A 24,519-nucleotide genomic window follows, 5' to 3' on the forward strand; every position below is an offset into this window, starting at 1 on the left:
CCGATGCGGACTGGCCGGTGCCGGTTCCAGGTCGACCCTGAACGATGTGTTCGACGAATCTGCCCGATGACAGGCCGCAAAGGCTGGTAGATACCGGCTGTCGCGCCAATCTCCTTCGGTCAGCCAAACGTTGCGTTTGAACACACCCCGTTACATCCGACCTGACCCCCTCGCCTGATCATTCCGCCGGGACGTTTTGCCCGCGGGCAATTTTGTCCCTACGCGGCGCATGGAAAGGCCGCAGAATCAGCATTTGAAAGCATTGACCCAGGTCATGGCGCGTTGCAATGACCCCCTGCTTTCTCCATACTTGCGGCCGATTTTTAATCCTAATAAAACACCCAAACCGTGGAACCTTAGAATGAGCACAGCAATCAGTCCGACTGCTTATAACTATAAGGTAGTCCGCCAGTTCGCCATCATGACGGTGGTCTGGGGGATCCTTGGCATGGGGCTCGGTGTCTTCATCGCCTCGCAACTGGTCTGGCCGGAGTTGAACTTCGGTCTGGCATGGACGAGCTTTGGACGCCTGCGCCCGCTGCACACCAACCTGGTGATTTTCGCCTTCGGTGGATGTGCACTGTTTGCCACTTCTTATTACGTCGTGCAGCGAACCTGCCAAACGCGACTGATTTCCGACAGCCTCGCCGCCTTCACCTTCTGGGGATGGCAAGCGGTGATCGTCGGCGCGATCATTACCTTGCCGATGGGTTTCACCACCACCAAGGAATACGCGGAACTGGAATGGCCCCTGGCTATTCTGCTGGCCATTGTCTGGGTCACCTACGGTCTGGTGTTCTTCGGCACCATCGTCAAGCGCAAGACCAAGCACATCTATGTGGGTAACTGGTTCTACGGCGCCTTCATCGTCGTGACCGCGATGCTGCACATCGTCAACCATATGTCGCTGCCGGTCAGCCTGTTCAAGTCCTACTCGGCCTACTCGGGTGCGACGGACGCAATGATCCAGTGGTGGTACGGCCACAACGCCGTGGGCTTCTTCCTGACCACCGGCTTCCTGGGCATGATGTACTACTTCGTGCCGAAACAGGCCGAGCGTCCGATCTACTCCTATCGCCTGTCGATCGTGCACTTCTGGGCGCTGATCACCCTGTACATCTGGGCCGGTCCCCACCACCTGCACTACACCGCACTGCCGGACTGGGCGCAGTCGCTGGGCATGGCAATGTCGATCATCCTGCTGGCACCAAGCTGGGGCGGCATGATCAACGGCATGATGACCCTGTCGGGCGCCTGGCATAAGCTGCGCACCGACCCGATCCTGCGTTTCCTGGTGGTGTCGCTGGCGTTCTACGGCATGTCGACCTTCGAAGGCCCGATGATGGCCATCAAGACCGTCAACTCGCTGTCCCACTACACCGACTGGACCATCGGCCACGTACACGCCGGCGCCTTGGGCTGGGTAGCGATGATCTCGATCGGCGCCATCTACCACATGATCCCGAAACTGTTCGGTCGTGCGCAGATGCACAGCACCGGCCTGATCAACACGCACTTCTGGCTCGCGACCATCGGTACCGTGCTCTACATCGCTTCGATGTGGGTCAACGGCATCACCCAGGGCCTGATGTGGCGTGCAATCAACGACGACGGCACCCTCACCTACTCGTTCGTCGAAGCGCTGCAAGCCAGCCACCCGGGTTTCATCGTTCGCGCCCTGGGCGGTGCGTTCTTCGCCACCGGCATGCTGTTCATGGCCTACAACGTATTCCGTACCGTACGCGCCTCGAACCCGGCTGAAGCCAAAGCCGCCGAACAGATTGCCGTAGTTGGAGCTCACTGATGAAGCATGAAGCAGTCGAGAAGAACATTGGCCTGCTGGCCTTCTTCATGGTCATCGCCGTCAGCGTCGGCGGCCTGACCCAGATCGTTCCGCTGTTTTTCCAGGACGTCACCAACAAGCCGGTCGAGGGCATGAAGCCCCGTACCGCCCTTGAACTGGAAGGCCGGGACGTTTATATCGCCAACGGTTGTGTCGGCTGCCACTCGCAGATGATCCGTCCGTTCCGTGCTGAAACCGAACGTTATGGCCACTACTCGGTCGCCGGTGAAAGCGTCTGGGACCACCCGTTCCTGTGGGGTTCCAAGCGTACCGGTCCGGACCTGGCCCGTGTCGGCGGTCGTTACTCCGATGACTGGCAGCGTGCGCACTTGTACAACCCGCGCAACGTCGTGCCCGAATCGAAAATGCCGGCCTACCCGTTCCTCGTGGAAAACAAGCTCGACGGCAAAGACACCGCCAAGAAAATGGAAGTGTTGCGCACGCTCGGCGTCCCTTACACCGACGAAGACATCGCCGGTGCCAAGGATGCCGTGAAGGGCAAAACCGAAATGGACGCGCTGGTGGCCTATCTGCAAGGCCTGGGCACCATCATCAAAAGCAAACGGTGAATTAGATGGATATCGGGATGATTCGTGGCCTGGGCACCGTTGTCGTGATGGTGGCCTTCATCGGACTGGCACTGTGGGTGTTCAGTCCCAAGCGCAAGTCGGAGTTTGAAGACGCGACCTTGCTGCCTTTCGCGGATGATCCCGAAGCCATCAAGCACGTCGAGCAAGCTTCTAGGAGTAACAAAGAATGACTACATTCTGGAGTCTGTACGTCACAGTCCTCAGTCTCGGTACGATCTTTTCCCTGACCTGGCTGCTGCTGTCGACCCGCAAGGGCCAGCGCACCGAGCAGACAGACGAGACGGTCGGGCACTCCTTCGACGGGATCGAGGAGTACGACAACCCGCTGCCGAAATGGTGGTTCATGCTGTTCGTGGGCACCATCATCTTCGCACTGGGCTACCTGGCGCTGTATCCGGGCCTGGGTAACTGGAAAGGCCTGCTGCCGGGTTACGGCTACCTCGACAACGAGAAGCAGACCCCCTTCGCCAACGGCCAGACCGGCTGGACCGGCGTCCACGAGTGGGAAAAGGAAATGGCCAAGTCGGACGCCAAGTTCGGTCCGATCTTCGCCAAATTCGCGGCCATGCCAATCGAAGAAGTGGCCAAGGACCCGCAAGCCCTGAAGATGGGTGGCCGACTGTTCGCCTCCAACTGCTCGGTCTGCCACGGTTCCGACGCCAAGGGCGCCTATGGCTTCCCTAACCTGACCGACGCCGACTGGCGCTGGGGCGGCGAGCCGCAAACCATCAAGACCAGCATCATGGGCGGCCGTCATGCGGTGATGCCGGCGTGGGCTGAAGTGATCGGCGAGCAAGGCGTGGCCGACGTGGCCGCGTTTGTCCTGACCAACCTCGACGGCCGCAAGCTGCCGGAAGGCGCCAAGGCCGACCCGGTTGCCGGGCAGAAACTGTTCGCCGCCAACTGCGTGGCGTGCCACGGTCCGGAAGGCAAAGGTACGCCAGCGATGGGCGCACCCGACCTGACTCACCCGGCAGCGTTCATCTACGGTTCGAGCTTCGCTCAACTGCAGCAGACCATCCGTTACGGCCGCCAGGGCCAGATGCCTGCGCAAGAGCAACTGCAAGGTAACGACAAGGTTCACCTGCTGGCCGCTTACGTCTACAGCCTGTCTCACGGTGAGAAGGCAGCGGACGCCGAGTAAGGCAAACGCTTGATGCAATAAAAAAGGCCCGCCAATGAGAATTGGCGGGGCCTTTTTTATGGTTCTTCACGCATTCCCGGGAAACTGTAGGAGCCAGCCTGCTGGCGATGGTCGTTTACGACAACGCGTGCTCTCTGGTTCAACGCGGCGCCCTTGACTCCATCGCCAGCAGGCTGGCTCCTACAGGTTGTTGCGTTGAGAATTGATTCCGCCCGCACCTGAAAACCGTCCATAATTTACAAGTCAATTGATTCAAGTCATTACACCATCAATTGATTTTGCCAAACGTGACCAAAGGTCGCACCCTTGAGCTAGAGCGACAGGCGTATCATTGCGCCACTGCAACACTCCTTTTTGACCGCGGTCGGCACGTACTGACCGAGGCACTTTTCCACTGCCGTGGGATGCAATGATGAGCAACCAGATTCCGGTACACGACGTCACTCCACCCACCAAGAACGCGAACAACAGCGTCGACCTCTACGCCGCCAGGGAAAAAATCTACACCCGCGCCTTCACCGGCCTGTTCCGCAACCTGCGGATGACCGGCGGCGCCCTGTTGTTCCTGCTGTATTTCGGTACGGTGTGGCTGGACTGGGGCGGTCATCAGGCGGTCTGGTGGAACCTGCCGGAGCGCAAGTTTTTCATTTTCGGCGCCACCTTCTGGCCCCAGGACTTCATCCTGCTGTCCGGCATGCTGATCATCGCCGCGTTCGGCCTGTTCTTCATCACGGTGTACGCCGGCCGGGTCTGGTGCGGTTATACCTGCCCGCAAAGTGTGTGGACCTGGATCTTCATGTGGTGCGAAAAAGTCACCGAAGGTGATCGCAACCAGCGCATCAAGCTCGACAAGGCGCCGATGAGCGCCAACAAGTTCTTGCGCAAGTTCAGCAAGCACAGCCTGTGGCTGTTGATCGGTTTCGTCACCGGCATGACCTTCGTCGGTTACTTCTCGCCAATCCGCGAACTGGTGTTCGACTTCTTCACCGGTCAGGCCGATGGCTGGTCTTACTTCTGGGTCGGTTTCTTCACCCTCGCCACTTACGGCAACGCTGGCTGGTTGCGCGAACAGGTGTGCATCTACATGTGCCCGTACGCGCGCTTCCAGAGCGTGATGTTCGACAAGGACACCCTGATCGTTTCCTACGACCCGCGCCGCGGCGAAGGCCGTGGCCCGCGCAAGAAAGGCATCGATTACAAGGCCCAGGGCCTGGGTGACTGCATCGACTGCACCATGTGCGTCCAGGTCTGCCCGACCGGTATCGACATCCGCGACGGCCTGCAAATCGAATGCATCGGCTGCGCTGCCTGCATCGATGCCTGCGACGCCATCATGGACAAGATGGATTACCCCCGCGGGCTGATCAGCTACACCACCGAGCACAACCTGTCCGGGCAGAAAACCCATAAACTGCGTCCACGCCTGATCGGCTATGCCGTGGTACTGCTGGCGATGATCAGCTTGCTGGTGACCGCGTTTTTCATGCGTGCGCTGGTGGGTTTCGATGTCAGCAAGGACCGCGTGCTGTACCGCGAGAACGCCGAAGGCCGGATCGAAAACGTCTACAGCCTGAAGATCATGAACAAGGACCAGCGCGACCATACCTACCTGCTCGAAGCCTCCGGCCTGCCGGATCTCAAATTGCAGGGCCGGCGCGAGATCAAGGTCGCGGCCGGCGAGATCGTCAGCCAGCCTGCCGAGCTGTCGGTCGCGCCGGAAAAACTGCCGTCGAGCACCAACGAGGTGAAATTCATCCTCAAGGATGCCGATGACGACAGCGTCCACATTGAAGCCAAGAGCCGGTTCATCGGCCCACAAATTCGTTGAGAGAACTGAACATGCCCGCAGCAACTGCCGCAAGCCCCTGGTACAAGCACCTCTGGCCGTGGATCATCATCGGGATCCTGGCCTGCTCGGTGATGCTGACCTTGTCCATGGTGACCATCGCGGTGAAGAACCCGGACAACCTGGTCAACGACAACTACTACGAGGCTGGCAAAGGCATCAACCGCTCCCTCGACCGTGAACTGCTGGCCCAGAACCTGAATATGCGCGCCAGTATTCATCTCGATGACGTGACCGGCGAAGTTGACCTGCGCCTGAGCGGCGACAGCCATCCGAAAACCCTGGAGCTGAACCTGATCTCGCCGACCCAGCCCGAGAAGGATCGCAAGATCACCCTGACCCGCAGCGAAACCGAACAGGGTCGCTACATTGGCCAACTGAGCGACAAGATCGAAGGCCGGCGTTTTGTCGAATTGCTTGGCACCCAGGACGAGCACATCTGGCGCATGTTCGAAGAAGAACTGGTCAACCATGACAAGGATCTGCAGCTCGGTGATGAACCTCTGCAAGGCGCCGAAGACCTGAAGAAATAAAGCAGCGCTTCGCGCATCGCGAGCAAGCTCGCTCCCACAGTTGATCACCGCCGTGCTCAGAACCTGAGTACACCTATGATCCCTGTGGGAGCGAGCTTGCTCGCGATGAAGCCCTATCAGACGCCAGAGATTCAGCAGTACTAGTGAATACTCCATGACCACCACCCCACTCCCCTGCTACCACTGCGCCCTGCCCGTCCCGGCCGGCAGTCGCTTCACCGCCGTCGTACTCGGGGAGTCCCGCGAGTTCTGCTGCCCGGGTTGCCAGGCCGTGGCCGAGGCCATCGTCGCCGGGGGACTGGATAGCTATTACCAGCACCGCAGCGAAGCCTCGGCCAACCCCGAGGCGCTACCGGTACAACTGGTCGACGAACTGGCGCTTTACGACCGCGCCGATGTGCAGCAGCCCTTTGTCCGCCACGAAGGCGAAATGGCCGAAACCACGCTGCTGATGGAAGGCATCAGTTGCGCCGCCTGCGGCTGGTTGATCGAGAAACACCTGCGCACCTTGCCGGCGGTGGCCGAAGCGCGCCTGAACCTCTCCAACCACCGCCTGCACGTGCGCTGGAGCGACGCGCAATTACCCCTGAGCCGGGTCCTCAGCGAACTGCGCCACATCGGGTACGCCGCACACCCCTATCAGGCCGATCGCGCCAGCGAACAACTGGCCAGCGAAAACCGCCTGGCCCTGCGCCAGCTTGGCGTGGCCGGATTGCTGTGGTTCCAGGCGATGATGGCAACCATGGCCACCTGGCCTGAATTCAACATCGACCTCAGTCCCGAACTGCATACCATCCTGCGCTGGGTCGCGCTGTTCCTCACCACCCCGATCGTGTTCTACAGCTGCGCGCCGTTTTTCAAAGGTGCCATGCGCGATCTGCGCACCCGCCACCTGACCATGGACGTTTCCGTGTCGCTGGCCATCGGCAGCGCCTACGTTGCCGGGATCTGGACTTCGATCACCGGGGTCGGCGAGCTGTATTTCGACGCCGTCGGCATGTTTGCCCTGTTCCTGCTGGCCGGGCGCTATCTGGAGCGGCGCGCCCGCGAGCGCACGGCCGCCGCCACCGCGCAGCTGGTGAATCTGTTGCCCGCCTCGTGCCTGCGCTTGACGCCTGAAGGCCAGAGCGAACGCATTCTGCTCAGCGAACTGCGAATCGGTGATCAGGTACTGGTTCATCCAGGCGCCATTCTCCCGGCTGACGGCAAGATCCTCGACGGCCAATCGAGTATCGACGAATCGCTGCTGACCGGCGAATACCTGCCGCACCCTCGCACCCTCGGCGATGCGGTCACCGCCGGCACCCTGAACGTCGAAGGCGCACTGACCGTCGAGGTCCAGGCCCTGGGCCAGGACACGCGCCTCTCGGCCATCGTTCGCCTGCTCGATCGTGCCCAGGCCGAAAAACCGCGCCTGGCGGAAATCGCCGACCGCGCCGCACAATGGTTCCTGCTGTTGTCGCTGATCGCGGCTGCGGCCATTGGCCTGTTGTGGTGGGAACTGGACTCATCGCGAGCCTTCTGGATCGTGCTGGCGATGCTCGTGGCGACCTGCCCGTGCGCCTTGTCGCTGGCGACGCCGACCGCCCTCACCGCGGCCACCGGCACCTTGCACAAACTCGGCCTGCTGCTGACCCGCGGTCATGTGCTGGAAGGCCTGAACCAGATCGATACGGTGATTTTCGACAAGACCGGCACCCTCACCGAAGGCCGGCTGGCGTTGCGCTCGATCCGCCCCCTCGGCGCCCTCGACAGCGACCAATGCCTGGGCCTGGCCGCCGCCCTGGAAAACCGCTCCGAACACCCCATCGCCCGTGCTTTCGGTCGTGCGCCGATGGCGGCCGAAGAAGTCCATAGCACCCCGGGTCTTGGCCTGGAGGGGCTGGTTGAAGGGCGGCGCCTGCGCATCGGTCAACCGGGATTCGTCTGCGAACTCAGTAGCGCCCTGGTGCCGCCGATGCCCGAAGAAGCCGGCCAATGGCTGCTGCTCGGCGATAGCGAAGGGCCGCTGGCCTGGCTCGTCCTCGATGATCGCTTGCGCGCCGATGCACCGGCCTTGCTGGCCGCGTGCAAGGCGCGGGGCTGGCGCACGCTGTTGTTGTCCGGCGACAGCTCGCCGATGGTCGCCAGCGTGGCAGCGGAACTGGGCATCGATGAAGCGCGCGGCGGCTTGCGCCCGGACGACAAACTGCAAGTCCTGCAACAACTGCACAAGGAAGGTCGCAAGGTGTTGATGCTGGGGGACGGCGTCAATGACGTGCCGGTGCTGGCAGCCGCGGATATCAGCGTCGCCATGGGCTCGGCCACTGACCTGGCGAAAACCAGTGCCGATGCGGTGCTGCTGTCCAACCGCCTCGACTCGCTGGTGCAAGCCTTCAGCCTGGCGCGGCGCACCCGTCGGGTCATTATCGAGAACCTGTTGTGGGCCGGGTTGTACAATGGCCTCATGCTGCCCTTCGCTGCCCTCGGCTGGATTACTCCGGTCTGGGCGGCGGTAGGCATGTCGATCAGTTCGTTGACCGTGGTGCTGAACGCGCTGCGCCTGACTCGCATGCCGAGCGAGCGCACCCTCGACACCCCGCCAGAAACCCGCCCGCTGCCGGCCTGAGCCGCGCGGGCATGGAGTCCAGATGCCAGCTCTCTACGTGATGATTCCCGCTGCGCTGCTGATCGTGGCCATCGCCGTCTATATCTTCTTCTGGGCGGTCGACAGCGGGCAGTACGACGACCTCGACGGCCCGGCCCACAGCATCCTGTTCGACGACCAGGACCCGAACCACACCGCCGCCGTCGACGAAGCCAGCGGCCAACCGGCCAAACCTCAAGACAAGGCCCCGCCCCATGCTTGAACTGGCGCCACTGCTGGTATCGGCGGTGATCCTCGGCTTGCTCGGCGGCGGTCATTGCCTGGGCATGTGCGGCGGCTTGATGGGCGCGCTGACCCTGGCGATTCCCAAGGAGCAACGCAGCCGCCGCTTTCGCCTGCTGCTGGCCTACAACCTGGGGCGGATTCTGAGCTACGCCTGCGCCGGACTGTTGATCGGCCTGGCCGGATGGGCCGTGGCCAGCAGCCCGGCGGCGATGTTCCTGCGCATCCTCGCCGGCTTGCTGCTGATTGCCATGGGTCTTTACCTGGCCGGCTGGTGGAGTGGCCTGACCCGTATCGAAAGCCTCGGTCGAGGCTTGTGGCGGCACATCCAGCCAGTCGCCAACCGGTTGCTGCCGGTATCGAGCGTTCCACGCGCGTTGCTGCTGGGTGCGCTCTGGGGCTGGCTGCCGTGCGGCCTGGTTTACAGCACCCTGCTGTGGTCGGCCAGCCAGGGTAACGCGCTGGACAGTGCATTGTTGATGCTCGCGTTCGGGCTTGGCACCTGGCCGGTGCTGCTGGCGACCGGCCTGGCCGCCGAGCGCGTCACCGCGGTGTTGCGCAAGCGCAGCGTGCGGTTGGCGGGTGGGGTGCTGGTGATGTTGTTCGGCATCTGGACCTTGCCGGGACCGCATCAACATTGGCTCATGGGTCATTAAACCGGCGGCGCGCCCATCGCGAGCAAGCTCGCTCCCACAGGTTTTGTGTACACAGCGACTCCCCCTGTGGGAGCGAGCTTGCTCGCGATGAGGCCCTCACAAACGACAAAGATTCTGACCTTGATGCAAATCAAGATGCCCAATCCCGACCTCGCATAAAGTGGCCGACACTGCCAGCCTATCCGGGGAATGCCCGCATGATGCTCGACGCCATTCGTTGGGACACTGATCTGATCCGCCGTTATGACCTGGCGGGACCCCGCTACACCTCGTACCCGACCGCCGTGCAATTCAACAGCCAGGTCGGCACCTTCGACCTGTTTCATGCCCTGCGCGACAGCCGCAAGGCCCAACGCCCACTGTCCCTGTACGTGCACGTGCCGTTCTGCGCGAACATTTGCTACTACTGCGCCTGCAACAAGGTCATCACCAAGGATCGCGGCCGGGCGCAGCCGTATTTGCAGCGCCTGGAACAGGAAATCCAGCTGATCGCCTGCCACCTCGACCCCACGCAGAAAGTCGAGCAGCTGCACTTCGGTGGCGGCACGCCGACCTTTCTCAGCCACGACGAACTGCGCCAGTTGATGGCGCACTTGCGCAAACACTTCAACTTGCTGGACGACGATTCCGGCGACTACGGCATCGAGATCGACCCCCGCGAGGCCGATTGGTCGACCATGGGACTGCTGCGCGAACTGGGTTTCAATCGGGTCAGCATCGGCCTGCAAGACCTCGACCCGGCGGTGCAGCGAGCGGTCAATCGCCTGCAAAGCCTGGAAGAAACCCGCGCGGTGATCGACGCTGCCCGCACCTTGCAGTTTCGCTCGATCAATATCGACCTGATCTACGGCCTGCCGAGGCAGACGCCGGAGAACTTCGCCCGCACCGTCGAAGAGGTCATCAACCTGCAACCGGACAGGTTATCGGTATTCAACTACGCCCACCTGCCGGAACGCTTCATGCCCCAGCGGCGCATCAACAGCAATGAACTGCCGACACCCGCGCAGAAACTGGAAATGCTGCAGCGCACCATTGAGCAACTGATCAGCGCCGGTTACCGCTACATCGGCATGGACCACTTCGCCCTGCCCGACGACGAGCTGGCGATCGCCCAGGAAGAATCGACCCTGCAACGCAATTTCCAGGGCTACACCACCCACGGTCATTGCGATCTGATCGGCCTCGGCGTCTCGGCAATCAGCCAGATCGGCGACCTCTACTGCCAGAACAGCAGCGACCTGAACCACTATCAGAACACCCTGGCCTCAATGCAACTGGCCACCAGCCGCGGCCTGCTGTGCAATGCCGATGACCGGCTGCGGCGCGCAGTCATTCAGCAATTGATCTGCAACTTCAGCCTGGAATTCTGCGACATCGAACAGGCCTTCAACATCGACTTCCAGGGCTACTTCGGCGAACTCTGGCCCCAACTGCAAGACATGGCCAAAGACGGGCTGATCGAACTCGATCGCGACAGGATCACCATCCTGCCCGCCGGGCGACTGTTGGTGCGTTCGGTGTGCATGGTGTTCGACGCGTACCTGGAACAACACAGTCGCCAGCGATTTTCGCGGGTGATCTAATTCTGCAAGCTAGCGCCCCAGACTGGCCTCGATCTCCTATGGTGAGTTACCCTTACGTCTTATGTGTGATTTCCCACAAGGATTGCAGAAATGTCCGAGCCAGTAAAACAGCGCGCTCATAATCAAGCCCATTGCAAGGATTGCAGCCTGGCTCCTCTTTGCCTGCCTCTTTCGCTGAATCTGGAAGACATGGATGCGCTGGACGAAATCGTCAAGCGCGGCCGGCCGCTGAAAAAAGGCGAGTTTCTGTTTCGCCAGGGGGATACCTTCGATTCTGTCTACGCTGTCCGTTCCGGCGCCCTCAAGACCTTCAGCCTGAGCGACAGCGGTGAAGAACAGCTCACCGGCTTCCACCTGCCCAGCGAACTGGTCGGCCTGTCGGGCATGGACACCGAAAAGCACCCGGTGTCGGCGCAAGCCCTGGAAACCACCTCGGTGTGTGAAATTCCTTTCGAACGCCTCGACGAACTGGCCCTGCAACTGCCGCAGTTGCGCCGTCAGTTGATGCGGGTGATGAGCCGCGAAATCCGTGACGACCAACAGATGATGCTGCTGTTGTCGAAAAAGACCGCCGACGAACGCATCGCCACCTTCCTGGTCAACCTTTCGGCACGTTTCCGCGCCCGGGGTTTTTCCGCCAATCAGTTCCGCCTGAGCATGTCGCGCAACGAAATCGGCAACTACCTGGGCCTGGCGGTGGAAACCGTGTCCCGGGTCTTTACCCGCTTCCAGCAAAACGAGCTGATTGCGGCAGAAGGCAAGGAAATCCGGATTATCGACCCGATCCAGCTGTGCGCCCTGGCCGGTGGCTCACTGGAAGGCTGAAACAAAACGTTGCGGCTGAGCGAAAGGGTTCAGCCGCCGTTATACTGCGTGGTTTGCAGCCCTGCCAGGACACCTAGACGATGGTCTTCGACTCCTTCGACATCAAATCCCTCATCCGCCCTGTCATCGACTTCCCGAAACCGGGTGTGATCTTTCGCGACATCACCCCGCTGTTCCAGTCGCCCAAGGCCCTGCGTCTGGTGATGGACAGCTTTGCCCACCGTTACGTCGAGGCTGACTTCACCCACATCGGCGCCATGGATGCCCGTGGCTTCCTGATCGGTTCGGTACTGGCCTATCAGTTGAACAAACCGCTGGTGCTGTTTCGCAAGCAAGGCAAGCTGCCGGCTGACGTGCTGGCCGAGGGCTATGCGACCGAATACGGCGAAGCCTTCCTGGAAGTGCACGCCGACAGCCTGTGCGAAGGTGACTCGGTGGTGATGTTCGATGACCTGATCGCGACCGGCGGCACCCTGATTGCCGCCGCCAACCTGATCCGCCGCATGGGCGCGCGGGTGCATGAAGCGGCGGCGATCATCGACCTGCCGGAGCTGGGTGGCTCGCAGCGCCTGGAAGACATGGGCATTCCTACGTTTTGCCTGACGCAGTTTGCGTTGACTGACATGTAAGCGGCGCCTGTCAGACCGCCATCGCGAGCAAGCTCGCTCCCACACTGGACTGTATTCTTCCTGAAAGAACACGATCAAATGTGGGAGCGAGCTTGCTCGCGATGGCGTCAGTAGCTTCACTACATCCCTTCAAAGCCCCATCTGCTTGCTGATGATCTCGTTCATCACTTCCCGCGTCCCGCCGCCAATCGACAAAATCCGGTTGTCGCGGTACAGCCGCTCCACCAGGCTCTCGCGCATGTATCCCAGCCCACCGAGTATCTGCACCGCATCGGTCACGATCCGGTCTGCGGTATCCGTCGCAAAATTCTTGGCCATGGAAATTTCCTTGATCACGCTCTGCCCCGCCGCCATCTTTGCCGCCTGGCGGTAAGTGAACTCCCGGGACACTTCCAGCCCGGTCGCCATCTCGGCGAGGCGATGCTTGATCACCTGAAACTTGCCGATCGGTTTGCCAAAGGCTTCGCGCTGGCGCGCCCATTTCAGGCTCTCCTCCAGCGCCAGCTGTGCGGTCATGTTGGCCATCAGTGCCAGGGCCAGGCGTTCGCTCTGGAAATTGCCCATGATGCAGGCAAAGCCCATGTTCTCGGTACCGATCAGATTTCCCACGGGTACCAGGCAATCATCGAAGAACAGTTCGGCCGTGTCTGACGCCCACCAGCCCATTTTCTTCAGTTGCCGTCCTGCGGTGAAACCGGGCGTACCCTTTTCGATCAGCAACAGGCTGATGCCGGAGAACCCCGGCTCACCGGTACGCACCGCGACGGTATAAAAGTCCGCACGCACACCGCTGGTGATAAAGGTTTTGCTGCCATTGACCCGGTAAAAGTCGCCATCGCGCACAGCGCGGGTTTGCAGGTTGGCGACGTCGGAGCCGCCGCCGGGCTCGGTGACGGCCAGGGCGCTGATTTTCTCTCCCGACAACACCTGGGGCAGCACACGATCACGCACTTCCGGTCGTGCCCACTTGAGAATGGGCGGCAAGCCGATATCCAGCGACCCCAGGCCAGCCACCAGCCCGCCTGAGCCGCAGCGCATCAACTCTTCACTGGCGGCAACCTTGGCGAACAGATCCCCTTCGTGGCTGCCTCCGTAAGCTTCCGGGTACCCAATGCCGAGAATCCCCGCTGCGCCGGCTTTGAGGTAGAGCTCACGAGGGAAGCTTTCGGCTTCTTCCCACTGCTCGATATCAGGAAGAATCTCGCGCTCGACGAATCGTCTGACGCTGTCACGGACCAATTGGTGGCTGGGGTCGAAGTATTCCTGAAAGGCAGACATCGGCGAGCTCCACTGAAGGGGTCAGTGAAGTTAACCGAGCGCTTGCTTGGTTTTCAACAGGATTGTGTCATTCAGACGGACCGCGTCGCCTGCATCGCGAGCAAGCTCGCTCCCACATTGGTTTTATGTACGCCGCACTACCCTGTGGGAGCGAGCTTGCTCGCGATGGCGTCAGCATGGACGCCACATGAACTCAGAGCGAAATCGGCTTACGCCCGGCAAACGAATGCGCCAGCGTGCCGCCATCCACCAGCTCCAGCTCACCACCGAGCGGCACGCCATGGGCGATACGCGAGGCGATCAGGCCTTTGCTGCTGAGCAACTGGGCGATGTAATGTGCTGTAGCCTCACCTTCCACGGTCGGGTTGGTCGCCAGGATGACTTCGGCGAACGTGCCGGCCTCTTCGATCCGCGCCATCAATTGCGGGATGCCGATGGCTTCCGGCCCCAGACCGTCGAGCGGCGACAGATGCCCCTTGAGTACGAAGTAGCGCCCGCGGAAACCGGTCTGCTCCACCGCGTAGACATCCATCGGGCCTTCCACCACGCAGAGCAAGGTGTCGTCGCGACGGGTATCGGCGCATTGCGGGCAGAGATCATCTTCGGTCAGCGTACGACACAAGCGGCAATGACCGACCCCTTCCATGGCCTGGCTCAAGGCCAGCGCCAGGCGCGAGCCGCCGCTGCGGTCACGCTCGAGCAACTGCAACGCCATGCGCTGGGCGGTTTTCTGACCCACGCCAGGCAAAATTCGCAGGGCGTCGATCAGTTGGCGAATCAAAGGGCTGAAGCTCATGGTGGAAAAGTCCGACAAAACAACGAGACGCGGTTTATACCCGCGCCTCGGTTAAGCGTCAAATTGCAGCGTCGATTACTCAGTCCCGGGAAACCCGAACCACCAGTTTGCCGAAGTTGCGCCCTTCCAGCATGCCGATGAACGCGTCGGGAGCCTGTTCCAGGCCATCGACCACGTCTTCGCGGAATTTCACCTTGCCATCACGTACCCAGGGCGCCATGGCACTGAGGAACTCCGGCTGGCGATCACCATAGTCATCGAACACGATGAAACCCTGGATGCGCACCCGCTTGGTCAACAGGGTGCGCTGCAACAGGGGCAGGCGATCCGGCCCGCTCGGCGCTTCATGGGCGTTATAGGAGGCAATCAGGCCGCACAGTGGGATCCGCGCCTTGGGATTGAGCAACGGCACCACAGCGTCGAAGACCTTGCCACCGACGTTTTCGTAGTAGATGTCGATGCCCTTGCCGCAGGCCTTGGCCAGTTCATCGGCAAAGTCAGGGCTCTTGTGGTCGATGCAGGCGTCGAAGCCCAGCTCGTCGACCACATAACGGCACTTGTCCGCCCCGCCGGCCACGCCGACCACGCGCAGTCCCTTGATCTTCGCCACCTGACCGACCACCGAACCCACAGCGCCTGAGGCCGCTGCAACCACCAGGGTTTCGCCGGCCTGGGGCTGGCCGATGTCCATCAGGCCCATGTACGCGGTCATGCCCGGCATCCCCAGCACCCCAAGGGCCATCGATGCACTGGGTAATCCCGACGGCACCGGGATGATGCTGCGCCCGTCATTGATGCTGTGGCTTTGCCAACCGGTGGCACCAACCACCAGGTCTCCTTCCTGAAACTTCGGATTGAGCGAGCGCTCGACCCGGCTGACGGCGCCCCCGGTCATGACTTCGCCGATTTCCACCGGTGCGGCGTAGGACGGCGCGTCGCTCATGCGTCCGCGCATGTAGGGATCCAGCGACAGGAAAACGGTCTTGAGCAGCACCTGACCGTCGGCCAGTTCCGGCAACGCCACCCGCTCCATGCGGAAGTTTTCCGGCGTTGGCGCGCCGACCGGGCGTGAAGCCAGGACAATGCGTTGATTGAGGGTCATGGGGTCGGACATGGCAGCGTCTCCTGTGATCGATGGGGTTGGGTGATATAGGGAGCAGACCTTTGTGGCGGTATGGGGTTCGATGTGTTTTCAGTTGCACCGGGGCGACTTCATCGCGAGCAAGCTCGCTCCCACAGGGGATTCTCGCCGTACACAAATCCCCTGTGGGAGCGAGCTTGCTCGCGATGACGGCACTTCAGACACCACATTTCCAATGCCAGAAACAAAAATGCCAGGCGCAATACCTGGCATTTTTTGTAGCTCATCTGCCGCCTGAAGGCGAATCAGAATGGCAGTTTCATGCCCGGCGGCAGTTGCATGCCGGCAGTCATGCTGCCCATCTTGTCCTGGCTGTTGGCTTCGATCTTGCGCACGGCATCGTTGACCGCGGATGCGATAACCGCCTCCAGCATTTCCTTGTCGTCTTCGCTCATGCCTTCGACCAGGCTCGGGTCGATGGTCACGCTCTTGACGTCATGGCGACCGGTCATCACCACGGTGACCATATCGCCACCGGCCTTACCGGTGACTTCGGCGTTGGCCAGTTCTTCCTGCATCTTGGCCATTTTTTCCTGCATCTGCTGCGCCTGCTTCATCAGGCCGGCCATGCCACCTTTCATCATGGTAATCACCTCTAAAGTACTTGGATCAAAACAGCGCCCGGCGGAATGTAGCCGAGCGCCTTCAGTTATTAGCCCTGAGTGACCAGGGCGTCGACAGGTTCAATAGTATCGTTACGGACCACCGCACCGAACTGCTGCATCATTTGCTGGATGAACGGATCACCGTGGATCGATTCCTCTGCCTCGCGCTGACGGTTGGCGCGGCGGCGCGAAGCCGCTTGTGCCGGGGTTTCCTGCTCGGGCTTGATCAGCTCGATGCTCAGGGTCAGCGTGCGCTGGTGATACTGGTTCAGCGCATCGTTGAGGCGACGCTGCTGAGTGGCGTTGAACAAGGCACTGTGGGCCGGGTCCAGGTGCATCAGCCAATTGTCGCCATCCACCGCGATCAGCGTGCAGTTGGCGGCGATGCTGCCGGTCATGCCGGAAATCGGCAATTTCGGGAACAGCTCCAGCCATTGCAGGGCCAGGCCGGTGGCCGGCATTGCCGCGGGCTCAGGCTCGGGCTCCGGCGCCGGGTCGGCAGCATGCTCGCTGGCCAGTTCGTCGAGGTAACTGTAGGCCGAATCCATGTCCGGTTCGATGTAATCCTCGTCCAGCGGCGGCTCGTCATCCAGGTCCATGCCCGGCGTTGCGGCATCGACGTCGGCCACCGAAGGCTCCGGAATTGGCGCGGCGGCCCACTCCGGGGCGTCCGGCACCACGCTGTCCGGCGTCGGCAACGGCATCGGCGGTAATTCGGGTTGTTCGCTGGCGGTTTCCAGCACCGGCTCCACCGCGGGTTGCTGAACGGGAGCAGGCTCAACCGGGTCATTCCACGGCAGGTCGACCACCTCTTCGACCACGGCCGCTTCAACCACAGGCACAGGCGCAGGTTCTGGCACAACGACCGGCGCCACCGGTTCCGGTGCTGGCGCAGGAGCTGCCACTGGCGCAGCCGCAATCGGTGCAACGGCCGCAGCGGCTACCGGCGCAACAACCTGCGCGGCAGCCACTGAGTTTGCGGAATCAACTGTGGCCTGGCTGATCCCCACTGGCTTTAGCGGTTGCCTCGGGGCATCCGCGGTGTCTGCGGGCCGGAACGCCAGCATCCGCAGCAACACCATTTCAAAACCGCCCCGGGGATCCGGCGCCAGCGGCAAGTCGCGGCGGCCGATCAGGCCCATCTGGTAGTAGAACTGCACGTCTTCGGCCGGCAAGGCCTGGGCCAGTGCCAGCACGCGATCACGGTCGCCGTGACCGTTATCGACACCTTCCGGCAAGGCCTGGGCAATGGCAACGCGGTGCAGCACATTGAGAATTTCCGAGAGCACGCCATTCCAGTCCGGGCCTTGTTCGGCCAGGTGGCGGACGGCTTCGAGCAGCGCCCTGGCATCGCCTTCGATCAGCGCATGCAGGACGTCGTAGACCTGCCCGTGATCGAGGGTCCCGAGCATCGCCCGCACATCGGCGGCCAGGACCTTGCCTTCACCGAAGGCAATCGCCTGGTCGGTCAGGCTCATGGCATCACGCATCGAACCGTCGGCAGCACGGCCCAGCAACCACAGTGCATCGTCTTCGAACGGCACGTTCTCAACACCCAGCACGTGGGTCAAGTGCTCGACAACCCGTTCCGGCGTCATGTTCTTCAGGGAGAACTGCAGGCACCGCGACAGAATCGTTGCCGGAAGTTTCTGCGGATCAGTGGTCGCCAGGATGAACTTGACGTAGGGTGGCGGCTCCTCGAGGGTTTTGAGCAGCGCGTTGAAGGAATGGCTGGAGAGCATGTGCACTTCGTCGATCAGGTAGACCTTGAAGCGCCCACGGCTCGGGGCGTACTGCACGTTGTCGAGCAATTCGCGGGTATCTTCGACCTTGGTGCGGCTCGCGGCGTCGATCTCGATCAGGTCGACAAAGCGGCCTTCGTCGATTTCGCGACACACCGAACACTCGCCACAGGGGGTCGACGTGATACCTGTCTCACAGTTAAGGCATTTGGCAATGATCCGCGCGATGGTGGTCTTGCCGACCCCACGGGTACCGGTGAAGAGGTAGGCGTGGTGCAGCCGCTGGCTGTCCAAGGCATTGATCAGAGCCTTGAGCACATGGGTCTGGCCGACCATTTCGCGGAACGAGCGCGGACGCCATTTACGTGCAAGAACCTGATAACTCATCGAAAACCGTCGCAGCGAAGGAAGCAGAAGCGGCTAATGCTAGCGGAGCAAGGCACAAATTGCATCCGGTGCGCTCGTGTATTGTGGCTAAGCTGCACATCGGAGGCATTTAACGGAGTGTTTATGCGGCTGGCCTTGGGGGCATTGCTGTTGATCAGCCTGGACGGCGCGGCGGCGCCAGCACCGCTGCGCTTCGTGATAACCGACAGCTGGAGCATGCCCATGGTGCAGCTTGAGCGGGGCAAACCGACCCAGGGCATCCTGTATGACATGATGCTCAGCCTCGCGACCCAGGTCGGCGTACCAGCCGAATTCCACGTATTGCCCCGCAGGCGCATACAAGGCGCCATGGAGCAAGGCGAGGTCGATGTCCGCTGTTATGCCGCGCAATCGTGGCTGCCCGAGCAGCCTGGCGATTATCTCTGGAGCATCCCGCTCTTCACTCAACCTGACGTGTTGATCACCCGGCCTGCGCCGCCCGACGCAGTCAAACCCGCCGACTTGCCGCAACAGCCCATAGGCACCGTGCTGGGCTACAGCTACCCGACCCTGCAGCCACTGTTCGACAGCGGCCAACTGCTGCGCGACGATGCACGCAATCAGGAACAAGTGCTGGAAAAACTCCTGGCCGGCCGCAATCGCTATGCCGTCAGCAATCAATGGAGCCTGGACTGGTTCAATCACCGCCTGCTGCCGGAGCAGCAACTGCAAAGCGTGGCAGTGCTGCAGGAAAACCGTCTCGGTTGCTACGTTCGCAACGACCCACAGGTCCCGGTGCAGAGCATTCTGCGCACCCTGGCGCGGATGAAGATGTCCGGGGAGATCGATGAAATTGTTCGGTTGTATATCGGTGGCGAGCCTGCGGCTGTGGATAAACCGCAAACGACGAAAAACCGCCCCGGAGAAGATCCTGGCAGCTAGCGAAAGTCTGTATTCAAGAAGATAACGCGAGAGAACACTCGCGTGGCGTTAAGGTGGTAACCCTACCAGCCACACCCCGGCACACAATGTCACCGCTGCGGCTGCTCCCTTCCAATCAAATCTGGCTGGCATGCAACCAAGCTCGTTGATCATTACAAGCCATGTAATACGGGGCGTCCAGCTTGGTGAACTATCTCTTGATCGTGTGAAAACACGTTGCACGATTCTTCGAAAAAACTCGGGGTGTAACCAGCATTGTTCCACTTTGCTGTTCCACTCTGGTGCTCCACTCATGACCTATATCGTCCGTCGCCAATCGGTCTATTACCTAAACCTTCGACTACCCAAACACCTGTTTCCGAACCGTCACACCTTGCGCATGTGCTTGAACATTCGCGAACGTCAGAGCGCCTTGTTCCTCGCTGCGTCCCTTGCTCAGCAGGTACACGGACACCTACTCGAACATCCTCTGTCAGATATCCTGACGTTGCGTAGACTCTGTACCGAATGGCGAGATAAATGCCCTGCTCCACCCTCAATGCATCGCCCACACCACCCCATAGCCAAGCCTGCGAAATCAGTTGCTGATGGTCCGGCTTTGTCTACCCTGTCCAAGCTCTATATAGAAGAGGGAAAACGTGGCGGTACATGGCGTGAGGTCAGCACGCACGAAGTCGAACGCTCATTACGAGATTTGTTCGAACTGATGGGCGACATGCCCGTTGAAGCATTCGACGTCCAGCAAGCCCGACTATTGAAAGATCGTTTGAGTCGCTGTCCGCAGTACTTCGGCCTACGCCCCGAATATGAAGGTAAGACCTTGAAGCAGGTCGTTGAGTCAGGTGCCACTTACAAAACCATCACCGCCGTTACCGTGAACAACCGTCTACGCAAACTCTCTGCATTCATGAACTGGTGCAAATCCAATGGTTACGTTACTAACAATCCACTGGTGGGACTGAAGGTGATGACGGGATCAGCTAAGGAAGCACGACTGTCGTTTGACCAACACGACCTGACAACCCTTCTCAATCTGGATGCACTCAAGGCTGAGGCTCGCAAGCATCCATGGAGGTACTGGCTACCCTTACTCGGAAGATTCACAGGTGCACGACTGGAAGAGCTTTGCCAGTTGCACGTTACCGACTTCATCACGTTACAAGGAATCGACTGCATACGCATCGACGATGGTCACGAATCTCAAAAGCTGAAGAACAGCAGCAGTCGCCGGACGCTACCAATCCATCCCACCCTGATTCAACTCGGACTGCTCGATTATGTGAATCATCAGCGTACCCAAAGCTTAGACCGACTGTTTCCAGAACTTGAACCTGTTCGTGGAAAACTAGGACACGCACCGTCGAAATGGTTTAGCCGATACCGGATCAAAATGGGTATCACCGATCCCAAGAAAACCTTCCACAGTTTCCGTCACACAATGATCGACGACCTGCGTGAAGCAGGCGTGCAGGATTCGCTGATAAAACGTATCGCTGGTCACGAGGACTCTGCCGTAACATTCGGGGTTTATGGTAGCCGTATCCCTATTAAAGCAATGGTCGGAGCACTGGGATATCTTTCACTGCAAGCACATGCCGAGCACAAAAATCAACATAATTATTGACAATAATTTTGGTTACTGTATAATCCCGCACCTGCTTCAGTGAGCAGACAGACAATCTGAAAACCTCCACGCGACCACCGAGCCAAAATTGGTGCCTTGCAAGGAGGTTTTTTTGCGTCTGCGATTTACCAAAACCAATCGGCAATACCCGAGGTAACGCCAATGAAATGAACTTGACCAAGGAGAACATAGAATGTCTTGCATCACCCATATCAAACCGATCTATACCGCTATCGCTGCCCCCGGAGCAGGTAAAACTGAAGCCCTGCTGTCTAGCCTTCCAGCCATTCAAAAAGCAGGCAGACTAGTCGTCCTAGCCCTTCCGACTCTTGTCCTAATCGACCACATTGCAGAACGCGCCTCACGCGTCAGTATCCCATTTCGGATCGTAGATCACCGAAACGGAGAACTGGTTGCTCCTGAGTTAGAGGCCGCCCTTCGAGATAAGCGTGATTCATTCATCATCTGCACTCAGGAGGCTCTTCGACGAGTGCGGCATTCGCTGCTGCGTGGGTGGACTCTCGTTATCGACGAAGTGCCCAAGGTGGTTGACTACCCTGACTACGCCCTGAATCCGACTGAGCTCAGCCGTGTACTCGATTACACCGAGGAAGCAAGCGGTCAGCTTTGGATCAAGGAAGAGTTCAAACAGGACGTCAGGGACCAAGTGAGCACCAACCGTGCAGATTCGGTGGGGATTGACTGCTCCACCCTAGGCACCTCGGCTGCCCACATTTTCCGACTGCTGTTGAGCGACGTTGCTGTCTTCATCGATCAGCCCCAGGAGGATGGCATTCGCCATGTACGTGCAGTTGAGGAGTTTCTCGATTGGTGGAGCATCTTGTCGTTTGCAGGTGAAGTGCATGTGCTAGCTGCGAACATCGCGAATGGCGAGTTTGAGGTGTTTGCCAAACTCCACGGATTCACCTTCAAGGTGTCCGTGTTTACACCTGAGGCAAGACAATACACCAGTCCAGTGACCATCTACCCGATCATGCCGAAGGGTCAAAGTTTCAGCAAAAGAAAGATGACTGCCCGCCATGGAGACAGCAAGCTTCATGACCTTGCACTGGACATAATCCTGAAGGAAACCGACACCAAGCCACTTCTGTTTGCGAACAAATGGGGTCGACCCAAGCAGAAGAGTCAAGTGCAGCAAGTGCCCATGGATTGTCGCGGCCTGAACGGATACGACTCCGCGACGGAAGCCATCCTGATGTTTGGTGGCAACCCGAGTCCCTCAGACAACAGCGGGCTGGAGTACCTAAGTAATAAATATGGGCAAGATTTGCAGGTGATGCAGACCGCATTCGTCACCACCAGACTGCTTGAGCCATCCCTGCAAGCGGTGACCCGAACGGCAATCCGCCGTATGGACAATAAAATTCCGATCACACTATTTGTTCAGGATGACCGGGTTGCAGGGTATTTGATGGAAACGTACCTCCCTGATGCTGTGATTGACTGGTCACTCAGCGAGAAAATCCCAGTGAAACCTGACGGCAGGAAAAAGTTGCACCCTGAACTGCATAACTCTCTTGCACTGTATCAAGATAATGTACCAATCAAAGAGATTGCACGTAGAGCTAGTGTCAGCCCAAAGACCATCAGGAATTGGATAGAAAAATTTATCGCCGCTTGAGTAGATAGTAGCCCGTCTATTGGGGTGTTTGTGGGGGGACCTTTCCTAAGAAGCCTTTTAGGATTGGTCCCCCCCCCATCAAATAAAGATACAACAGATAGTGAATATCCAGAGGCATGCCCTGAAATAACGTCAAGATCAACATCTTTGTTTTGTGTTGGTTTCTCACCGGTACGGTGTACATCAATTAGAAAGGTAGTGACACTTCTCGCGCCAGCGAACATTGGGTGCATGAAAGTTAACTGTATGGCACCCAATGTTCGTTGCTGTTGACTTTCTCCGATGGTAACCCACGGAAACACTCTGAACAAACATTCAGCAAGTATGGAAACAAACAAATCTTTGCACATCAACATCACACCATTAACGATGGTGTGATTGCTAATTTGAATGATGGAGAGTAAATTGTCCGTAGACAGACAAATATGTAAACCATTAAACAATATACTCTTTAGATGACTCTATGGATTTGAAAAAATAGTTGAAATAACTGTTGCATTTAGTTGTAACTGTATGGACTTTTTGCCAAAAATTTGATACAATAGGCACATAAAGAGAAGAACCACACACCATCCTCATGGCGCTACTGTTAGGTTGTTTAGCCATTTCTCGGCAGTATGTTGGCAACTCTCCTCACTAAATAAAAAAGGTCACCCTCCAAAAAGGCTGGCCTTTTTTATTGGCCAATCGGCAACATATGAAACCATTCAACTAATCACCTTACCAACCCCTAGGAGGTACATCTGTGCTTATAAAACATTGCTTAAGTTGTTACAAAGAAATGATTAGCAAACGATCCCATATAAAAACATGTAGTTCAACTTGTAGAGTCCGCATCTGGCGATCCAGCCAAAAACAACACATTCCTTTGAAGTTGCTATTTACGGTTCAACACTTTGAAAGCTTGCGGTTTGCAGCCTACAACCTAGGGCTGACTGTTGATGCGCTTGTGATGAGCCGTGCGCTTGGAACATCACCGACAAGCAACTGATGGTGCCTGCAATCACACCTACTTCCATTGTAAATCAAAGGAAATTCAATTAAACGAAAATAACACAAGGAAATACCATTTGAACTATATCTCCATTCACAAACCATCCTCGCTGATCATCAACGTAATCACCTCGTCGAAAGCACCGACACCAGATTCTGAACATAGCTTCCACAGTGCTTCTGAAATGATGCTGAAAAAATACTATCAACTCAAGTCAAAGGCTAACAGCAAAGGTGTTCTGGTGTCGGCTGGTGACCTCGCAGCAGTGTCACCTTCGTTCTTAGAATCATTGGTTGATAAGCACAAAAAATAGCATACTTAGGCTACCCCATATCATCCCTGTATCACACCTCTACAACCCTTGGATTGCAAGGGCTTGATATGCCAAATGGGACATATCTCAGGTGCAATCAATACAAAAAAATAAAAGGATAAAGCAATGAATTCTTTCACTACCCCAATGCTTGAACGGCATCTTGCTGTTGCTCAAATCCAGCATTACTTGCACATCCAGCAATCTGCAATAGCAGTTGGTGACCACAATGAATGTCGCCGTGCCACTCTACAGCTTGACCGTCTGGTACTTGAATATGGTGTATCTGCTTTGCGTCAAGCGCAGGATGAATGCCATGACTAATGCCCAACACCGCTTTCTAGTTGGATTCACCAATGCACTTGAACGACATGCAAAAGAACGTACCAAGCAACAAGAAGCACAAAAGGTTACAGCTGATGCAGTTGCGATCGATGCAGTTGCCAGTTTGGTTAGAACCAGTGATGCAATCATCACCGAACAAGATCATGACGAGCTGTACAGAACAACCATCATTCAAAAGATGATAGCCCACATTAAATCAAAAGGATAAAATAA

The 24,519-nt window shown here is 58.6% G+C and carries 23 protein-coding genes; 18 read left to right on the plus strand and 5 right to left on the minus strand.

The genetic code is table 11. From position 1 onward, the window contains the following. The first annotated feature begins 361 nt into the window (after window positions 1-361). From ccoN to PPUTUW4_RS18155, 12 genes are all read left to right on the plus strand, one after another. Window positions 362-1,804 carry a cytochrome-c oxidase, cbb3-type subunit I gene (gene ccoN / locus PPUTUW4_RS18100; RefSeq protein WP_008050393.1) on the plus strand — a complete coding sequence of 481 codons (1,443 nt, stop codon included), beginning with the start codon at window positions 362-364 and terminating at the stop codon, window positions 1,802-1,804. Continuing rightward, window positions 1,804-2,412 (plus strand): cytochrome-c oxidase, cbb3-type subunit II, encoded by a 609-nt coding sequence (ccoO, locus tag PPUTUW4_RS18105; RefSeq protein ID WP_007905434.1) that lies wholly within the window; start codon window positions 1,804-1,806, stop codon window positions 2,410-2,412. The genes ccoN and ccoO overlap by 1 nt, the downstream gene beginning before the upstream one ends. Before the next feature lie 5 nt (window positions 2,413-2,417). Beyond that, on the plus strand, window positions 2,418-2,603 hold the full coding sequence (locus PPUTUW4_RS18110) for a CcoQ/FixQ family Cbb3-type cytochrome c oxidase assembly chaperone (protein ID WP_003175465.1): 186 nt from the start codon (window positions 2,418-2,420) through the stop codon (window positions 2,601-2,603). Continuing rightward, entirely contained in the window at window positions 2,600-3,577 is a 978-nt protein-coding gene (gene ccoP / locus PPUTUW4_RS18115) for a cytochrome-c oxidase, cbb3-type subunit III (protein ID WP_015095991.1), read from the plus strand. Before PPUTUW4_RS18110 ends, ccoP begins: the two co-directional genes overlap by 4 nt. A 412-nt stretch (window positions 3,578-3,989) precedes the next feature. After that, window positions 3,990-5,405, plus strand: coding sequence for a cytochrome c oxidase accessory protein CcoG (gene ccoG / locus PPUTUW4_RS18120; protein WP_015095992.1), 1,416 nt, complete (start codon window positions 3,990-3,992; stop codon window positions 5,403-5,405). Between the two features lie 11 nt (window positions 5,406-5,416). Next, window positions 5,417-5,956 carry a FixH family protein gene (locus PPUTUW4_RS18125; protein WP_015095993.1) on the plus strand — a complete coding sequence of 180 codons (540 nt, stop codon included), beginning with the start codon at window positions 5,417-5,419 and terminating at the stop codon, window positions 5,954-5,956. A gap of 154 nt (window positions 5,957-6,110) precedes the next feature. Continuing rightward, on the plus strand, window positions 6,111-8,564 hold the full coding sequence (locus PPUTUW4_RS18130) for a heavy metal translocating P-type ATPase (protein ID WP_015095994.1): 2,454 nt from the start codon (window positions 6,111-6,113) through the stop codon (window positions 8,562-8,564). Between the two features lie 22 nt (window positions 8,565-8,586). Further along, window positions 8,587-8,805 (plus strand): cbb3-type cytochrome oxidase assembly protein CcoS, encoded by a 219-nt coding sequence (gene ccoS / locus PPUTUW4_RS18135; protein WP_007971444.1) that lies wholly within the window; start codon window positions 8,587-8,589, stop codon window positions 8,803-8,805. Continuing rightward, window positions 8,798-9,481, plus strand: a complete 684-nt coding sequence (locus PPUTUW4_RS18140) for a sulfite exporter TauE/SafE family protein (protein ID WP_015095995.1) — start codon at window positions 8,798-8,800, stop codon at window positions 9,479-9,481. The genes ccoS and PPUTUW4_RS18140 overlap by 8 nt, the downstream gene beginning before the upstream one ends. Window positions 9,482-9,681: 200 nt before the next feature. Beyond that, window positions 9,682-11,064, plus strand: a complete 1,383-nt coding sequence (gene hemN / locus PPUTUW4_RS18145) for an oxygen-independent coproporphyrinogen III oxidase (protein WP_015095996.1) — start codon at window positions 9,682-9,684, stop codon at window positions 11,062-11,064. Between the two features lie 90 nt (window positions 11,065-11,154). After that, window positions 11,155-11,889, plus strand: coding sequence for a fumarate/nitrate reduction transcriptional regulator Fnr (gene fnr / locus PPUTUW4_RS18150; RefSeq protein WP_015095997.1), 735 nt, complete (start codon window positions 11,155-11,157; stop codon window positions 11,887-11,889). An 80-nt stretch (window positions 11,890-11,969) separates the two neighbouring features. Then, window positions 11,970-12,518: an adenine phosphoribosyltransferase gene (locus tag PPUTUW4_RS18155; protein WP_015095998.1), complete on the plus strand. Its 549-nt coding sequence runs from the start codon at window positions 11,970-11,972 to the stop codon at window positions 12,516-12,518. 129 nt (window positions 12,519-12,647) lie between these two features. Here PPUTUW4_RS18155 and PPUTUW4_RS18160 read toward each other — a convergent pair whose 3' ends face one another. From PPUTUW4_RS18160 to dnaX, 5 genes are all read right to left on the minus strand, one after another. Next, window positions 12,648-13,796 (minus strand): acyl-CoA dehydrogenase family protein, encoded by a 1,149-nt coding sequence (locus PPUTUW4_RS18160; protein ID WP_015095999.1) that lies wholly within the window; start codon window positions 13,794-13,796, stop codon window positions 12,648-12,650. A gap of 193 nt (window positions 13,797-13,989) precedes the next feature. After that, a complete protein-coding gene (recR, locus tag PPUTUW4_RS18165) occupies window positions 13,990-14,592 on the minus strand; it encodes a recombination mediator RecR (RefSeq protein WP_008050204.1) in 603 nt (200 codons plus the stop codon). A 79-nt stretch (window positions 14,593-14,671) separates the two neighbouring features. Next, window positions 14,672-15,706, minus strand: coding sequence for an NADP-dependent oxidoreductase (locus tag PPUTUW4_RS18170; protein ID WP_015096000.1), 1,035 nt, complete (start codon window positions 15,704-15,706; stop codon window positions 14,672-14,674). A 272-nt stretch (window positions 15,707-15,978) separates the two neighbouring features. Next, window positions 15,979-16,317 (minus strand): YbaB/EbfC family nucleoid-associated protein, encoded by a 339-nt coding sequence (locus tag PPUTUW4_RS18175; RefSeq protein WP_007971455.1) that lies wholly within the window; start codon window positions 16,315-16,317, stop codon window positions 15,979-15,981. Window positions 16,318-16,385: 68 nt separating this feature from the next. Continuing rightward, on the minus strand, window positions 16,386-18,467 hold the full coding sequence (dnaX, locus tag PPUTUW4_RS18180; protein WP_015096001.1) for a DNA polymerase III subunit gamma/tau: 2,082 nt from the start codon (window positions 18,465-18,467) through the stop codon (window positions 16,386-16,388). Window positions 18,468-18,590: 123 nt separating this feature from the next. On the opposite strand from dnaX, the gene PPUTUW4_RS18185 reads away from it, so the two are divergent. From PPUTUW4_RS18185 to PPUTUW4_RS18200, 6 genes are all read left to right on the plus strand, one after another. Then, a complete protein-coding gene (locus PPUTUW4_RS18185; protein ID WP_015096002.1) occupies window positions 18,591-19,388 on the plus strand; it encodes a transporter substrate-binding domain-containing protein in 798 nt (265 codons plus the stop codon). A gap of 292 nt (window positions 19,389-19,680) precedes the next feature. Further along, a complete protein-coding gene (locus PPUTUW4_RS18190; RefSeq protein ID WP_015096003.1) occupies window positions 19,681-21,012 on the plus strand; it encodes a site-specific integrase in 1,332 nt (443 codons plus the stop codon). Window positions 21,013-21,205: 193 nt separating this feature from the next. Beyond that, window positions 21,206-22,654, plus strand: a complete 1,449-nt coding sequence (locus PPUTUW4_RS18195; protein ID WP_015096004.1) for a hypothetical protein — start codon at window positions 21,206-21,208, stop codon at window positions 22,652-22,654. Between the two features lie 1,070 nt (window positions 22,655-23,724). Further along, the gene (locus tag PPUTUW4_RS29530) at window positions 23,725-23,961 is read left to right on the plus strand and encodes a hypothetical protein (RefSeq protein ID WP_015096005.1); all 237 of its coding nucleotides are present in this window, start codon (window positions 23,725-23,727) and stop codon (window positions 23,959-23,961) included. 126 nt (window positions 23,962-24,087) lie between these two features. Further along, on the plus strand, window positions 24,088-24,285 hold the full coding sequence (locus PPUTUW4_RS29535; RefSeq protein WP_144443119.1) for a hypothetical protein: 198 nt from the start codon (window positions 24,088-24,090) through the stop codon (window positions 24,283-24,285). Beyond that, window positions 24,278-24,514: a hypothetical protein gene (locus PPUTUW4_RS18200; protein ID WP_144443120.1), complete on the plus strand. Its 237-nt coding sequence runs from the start codon at window positions 24,278-24,280 to the stop codon at window positions 24,512-24,514. Before PPUTUW4_RS29535 ends, PPUTUW4_RS18200 begins: the two co-directional genes overlap by 8 nt. Window positions 24,515-24,519 lie beyond the last annotated feature (5 nt).

The organism is Pseudomonas sp. UW4 (genome assembly GCF_000316175.1).
GTDB classification, from domain to species: Bacteria; Pseudomonadota; Gammaproteobacteria; order Pseudomonadales; family Pseudomonadaceae; genus Aquipseudomonas; species Aquipseudomonas laurylsulfatiphila.

Coding starts and splice junctions, on each gene's coding strand:
- ccoN (WP_008050393.1), top strand. CDS start 362: ATGAGCACAGCAATCAGTCCGACTGCTTATAACTATAAGGTAGTCCGC.
- ccoO (WP_007905434.1), top strand. CDS start 1,804: ATGAAGCATGAAGCAGTCGAGAAGAACATTGGCCTGCTGGCCTTCTTC.
- PPUTUW4_RS18110 (WP_003175465.1), top strand. CDS start 2,418: ATGGATATCGGGATGATTCGTGGCCTGGGCACCGTTGTCGTGATGGTG.
- ccoP (WP_015095991.1), top strand. CDS start 2,600: ATGACTACATTCTGGAGTCTGTACGTCACAGTCCTCAGTCTCGGTACG.
- ccoG (WP_015095992.1), top strand. CDS start 3,990: ATGAGCAACCAGATTCCGGTACACGACGTCACTCCACCCACCAAGAAC.
- PPUTUW4_RS18125 (WP_015095993.1), top strand. CDS start 5,417: ATGCCCGCAGCAACTGCCGCAAGCCCCTGGTACAAGCACCTCTGGCCG.
- PPUTUW4_RS18130 (WP_015095994.1), top strand. CDS start 6,111: ATGACCACCACCCCACTCCCCTGCTACCACTGCGCCCTGCCCGTCCCG.
- ccoS (WP_007971444.1), top strand. CDS start 8,587: ATGCCAGCTCTCTACGTGATGATTCCCGCTGCGCTGCTGATCGTGGCC.
- PPUTUW4_RS18140 (WP_015095995.1), top strand. CDS start 8,798: ATGCTTGAACTGGCGCCACTGCTGGTATCGGCGGTGATCCTCGGCTTG.
- hemN (WP_015095996.1), top strand. CDS start 9,682: ATGCTCGACGCCATTCGTTGGGACACTGATCTGATCCGCCGTTATGAC.
- fnr (WP_015095997.1), top strand. CDS start 11,155: ATGTCCGAGCCAGTAAAACAGCGCGCTCATAATCAAGCCCATTGCAAG.
- PPUTUW4_RS18155 (WP_015095998.1), top strand. CDS start 11,970: ATGGTCTTCGACTCCTTCGACATCAAATCCCTCATCCGCCCTGTCATC.
- PPUTUW4_RS18160 (WP_015095999.1), bottom strand. CDS start 13,796: ATGTCTGCCTTTCAGGAATACTTCGACCCCAGCCACCAATTGGTCCGT.
- recR (WP_008050204.1), bottom strand. CDS start 14,592: ATGAGCTTCAGCCCTTTGATTCGCCAACTGATCGACGCCCTGCGAATT.
- PPUTUW4_RS18170 (WP_015096000.1), bottom strand. CDS start 15,706: ATGTCCGACCCCATGACCCTCAATCAACGCATTGTCCTGGCTTCACGC.
- PPUTUW4_RS18175 (WP_007971455.1), bottom strand. CDS start 16,317: ATGATGAAAGGTGGCATGGCCGGCCTGATGAAGCAGGCGCAGCAGATG.
- dnaX (WP_015096001.1), bottom strand. CDS start 18,467: ATGAGTTATCAGGTTCTTGCACGTAAATGGCGTCCGCGCTCGTTCCGC.
- PPUTUW4_RS18185 (WP_015096002.1), top strand. CDS start 18,591: ATGCGGCTGGCCTTGGGGGCATTGCTGTTGATCAGCCTGGACGGCGCG.
- PPUTUW4_RS18190 (WP_015096003.1), top strand. CDS start 19,681: ATGACCTATATCGTCCGTCGCCAATCGGTCTATTACCTAAACCTTCGA.
- PPUTUW4_RS18195 (WP_015096004.1), top strand. CDS start 21,206: ATGTCTTGCATCACCCATATCAAACCGATCTATACCGCTATCGCTGCC.
- PPUTUW4_RS29535 (WP_144443119.1), top strand. CDS start 24,088: ATGAATTCTTTCACTACCCCAATGCTTGAACGGCATCTTGCTGTTGCT.
- PPUTUW4_RS18200 (WP_144443120.1), top strand. CDS start 24,278: ATGACTAATGCCCAACACCGCTTTCTAGTTGGATTCACCAATGCACTT.